General features: G+C 27.4%; 4 protein-coding genes. 2 read left to right on the plus strand and 2 right to left on the minus strand.

Annotated features, from left to right (window positions below):
- Positions 1–1049 (minus strand): chromosomal replication initiator protein DnaA (gene dnaA / locus ACTG3S_RS11930; protein ID WP_439129575.1); only part of this gene is annotated, 1049 nt, incomplete at its 3' end.
- Between the two features lie 174 nt (positions 1050–1223).
- Between dnaA and ACTG3S_RS11935 the strand changes: the two genes are divergently transcribed.
- The gene (locus ACTG3S_RS11935; RefSeq protein WP_439129576.1) at positions 1224–1622 is read left to right on the plus strand and encodes an acyl-CoA thioesterase; all 399 of its coding nucleotides are present in this window, start codon (positions 1224–1226) and stop codon (positions 1620–1622) included.
- Between the two features lie 11 nt (positions 1623–1633).
- On the opposite strand, the gene ACTG3S_RS11940 is transcribed toward ACTG3S_RS11935, so the two are convergent.
- A complete protein-coding gene (locus ACTG3S_RS11940) occupies positions 1634–2224 on the minus strand; it encodes a hypothetical protein (protein ID WP_439129577.1) in 591 nt (196 codons plus the stop codon).
- Between the two features lie 234 nt (positions 2225–2458).
- On the opposite strand from ACTG3S_RS11940, the gene ACTG3S_RS11945 reads away from it, so the two are divergent.
- The coding region (locus tag ACTG3S_RS11945) for an MCP four helix bundle domain-containing protein (protein ID WP_439129578.1) at positions 2459–2882 on the plus strand (424 nt) is incomplete at its 3' end.

A 2882-nucleotide genomic window follows, 5' to 3' on the forward strand; every position in this document is an offset into this window, starting at 1 on the left:
GATATAATAACACCTTCTAATTCTCTAACGTTAGATTTTATATTTTTTGCAATATATTCTACAATTTCTTCTGGCATTTCTACACCATCTCTGTACAATTTATTTTGTAAAATAGAAATTCTTGTTTCGTAATCTGGTGCTTGTAGTTCTGCTGATAATCCCCATTTAAATCTAGACAATAAACGTTGCTCAATATCTTGCATATCTACAGGTGCTTTATCCGAAGTTAAAATTACCTGCTTACCATTTTGATGTAAATGATTAAAAATATGAAAAAATACATCCTGTGTACCTGCTTTACCAGATAAAAACTGAACGTCATCTATGATTAACACATCTATCATTTGATAAAAGTGAATAAAATCGTTTCTAGTATTTGATTTTACAGAATCTATAAATTGTTGTGTAAATTTTTCTGAAGAAATATACAAAACTGTTTTGTCTGGATATTTGTCTTTTATATCTACACCAATGGCGTGTGCTAAATGCGTTTTACCCAAACCAACACCACCATATATTAATAATGGATTGAATGAAGTACCACCAGGTTTATTAGCCACTGCCATACTTGCAGAACGCGCTAGCCTGTTAGAGTCTCCTTCTATAAAATTATTAAAATTATAATTTGGATTTAATTGAGATTCTATTTTTACTTTTTGTAAACCGGGTATAATAAAAGGATTTCTTAACTCTCTTTTATTAGACTCTAAAGGCACTGTTACCTTTTGTGGTTTTAAAGGGTCTCTGTTAGAGCTTGGTATTTTTACAATTTGCGGTCTATTGCTACTGTAATTATTTTCCATTCTAACATCGTAAATCAATTTGGCATCATTACCCAATTGTCTTACCAATGCTACTCTTAATAATTTTATGTAATGTTCCTCTAACCATTCGTAAAAAAATTTACTAGGTACTTGTATGGTTAATGCTTCTCCTGAAAGTTTTACGGGTTTGATTGGCTCAAACCAAGTTTTGTAAGCTTGTGGCTTTATGTTGTCTTTTATAAAAGATAAACATTCATTCCAAACTGAATCAGCAGTAATTGTCATTTGTTATTGAGGGCAGTATTATAGATTATTAAAATTTGAATTAAAACAGCTTTTTGAACCTGTTTTTTTAGGTTCTACAAAAGTGTGAATAAATTTCATTATAAAAAAATGAAATTGCTATTGATTATTAATTATTTTTTCCGTAAAATGAAAAACTTAAATTGTTAATTAATTTTGAAAAAATCATCAACAAAAACTAGAATTAGATATTCTGAAACCGACCAAATGGGCGTTGTTTACCATGGTAACTATGCGCAATTTTTTGAATTAGGCAGAACAGAATGGCTACGTTCTTTAGGGGTTACTTACAAAGATATGGAAATGAGCGGAATAATGCTACCTGTTATTTCATTAAAATGTAATTTTATAAAATCTGCCTTGTATGATGATGTTTTAACCATACATACCTTTCTGAAAAAGAAACCTATGGTTAAAATTGAATTTGATTATGAGATAAAAAATCAAAAAGACGAATTGGTTTGCACAGGAAGTTCTGTTTTGGCTTTTATGAATTCTAAAACAATGAAACCAACTCGATGCCCTGATTATTTATTAAAAGCATTAGAATATTAATTAAAACTCTTTTAGTTACCTTTTTGTTGTTGAATATAGTTTTTGGTTTCTTCCTCTAGCTCTATAAAATAGTATTCAAAATCAGACTCCCAAATAATTTTATTTACAGAAAACCCATCAAAACATTCTACAGATAACATCTCAAACGCTTTTAAGGTGATAAAAAATCGCTCTAAACCACCAAATGGAAAGTTTCCTGTAGCAAAAGTTATAATTCCGTTGTCGTTTGTTAATAATTCTAAGTGATTTAAATCGACTTCAAAACCAAATTCTAAATAATTAAATATTGATAGTACTTCTTGCACACCAAGATTTTCTAATTTATCATTATCCATTTTAAAATACTTTTCAAAAAATGAATTAGCATATTCAGGAATCACTTTTTTGTAACGTTTTAAAACAACAGCTTCTTCATCTAGAGACTCATCAATTATTTTTAGTGCTTCTTCTACTTCTTTATGATTCATAGCATCCCAATCAAAATCAGGTACTTCTTCTTCCAAATTATAATCAGGTTGCCTCACAGCTACTAAATGATTGTATAATTTTTTAAAGTCGTTAAATTTATCAACTTCTTGTATTTTAAATTTTACATATAACATGCATCGAATTTAAGCTAAAATTTTAATATTAAATTTAGAAAAATCATCAAAAATGATAAAATTTTTAAAAAGAAATTAGCTATATCCTCATAAATCATTTAATTTCTTTTTCCTTACTTTTTTTATGCATGATGCTTTATAAAGCCTTTATTAAAGACTAATTATAAATTATTTAACAATTCTGCATATTTCATATTCTTATATTTGTTTTGGTTAACTTTAGATGAAAATTATATGAAAATTTACAACAAAGCAAAATGGATTCTTGGAATTTTAATGGTGTTTATATTAATACTATCAACCAATTTAATTGATAAAAATAATTTTGTACGTGTCAAAGATTCTGTTGTAGCTATTTATGAAGATAGACTAGTTGCCAAGGGGTTAATTTTTGATATGTCTAGAGATTTTCATGAAAAAGAAATTGCTGCAATACAACTAGATACAAGTTTTTATTTGAAAAAAAATAAATTGATTAACAGTGACATTGAACAATTAATTGCACGTTTTAAAGAAACAAAATTAACAAAACAAGAGGGCATTATTTTCACAGATTTCGAAGATAATTTTACCTTGTTAAAAGAGTCTGAAACCACACTTGTAAATTCTAACTTTTCTGACAAAATTGCTTTTAATGAACAAATATCGAAGATTAAAA

It is taken from the genome of Polaribacter sp. (genome assembly GCF_965656025.1).
Taxonomy (GTDB): domain Bacteria; phylum Bacteroidota; class Bacteroidia; order Flavobacteriales; family Flavobacteriaceae; genus Polaribacter.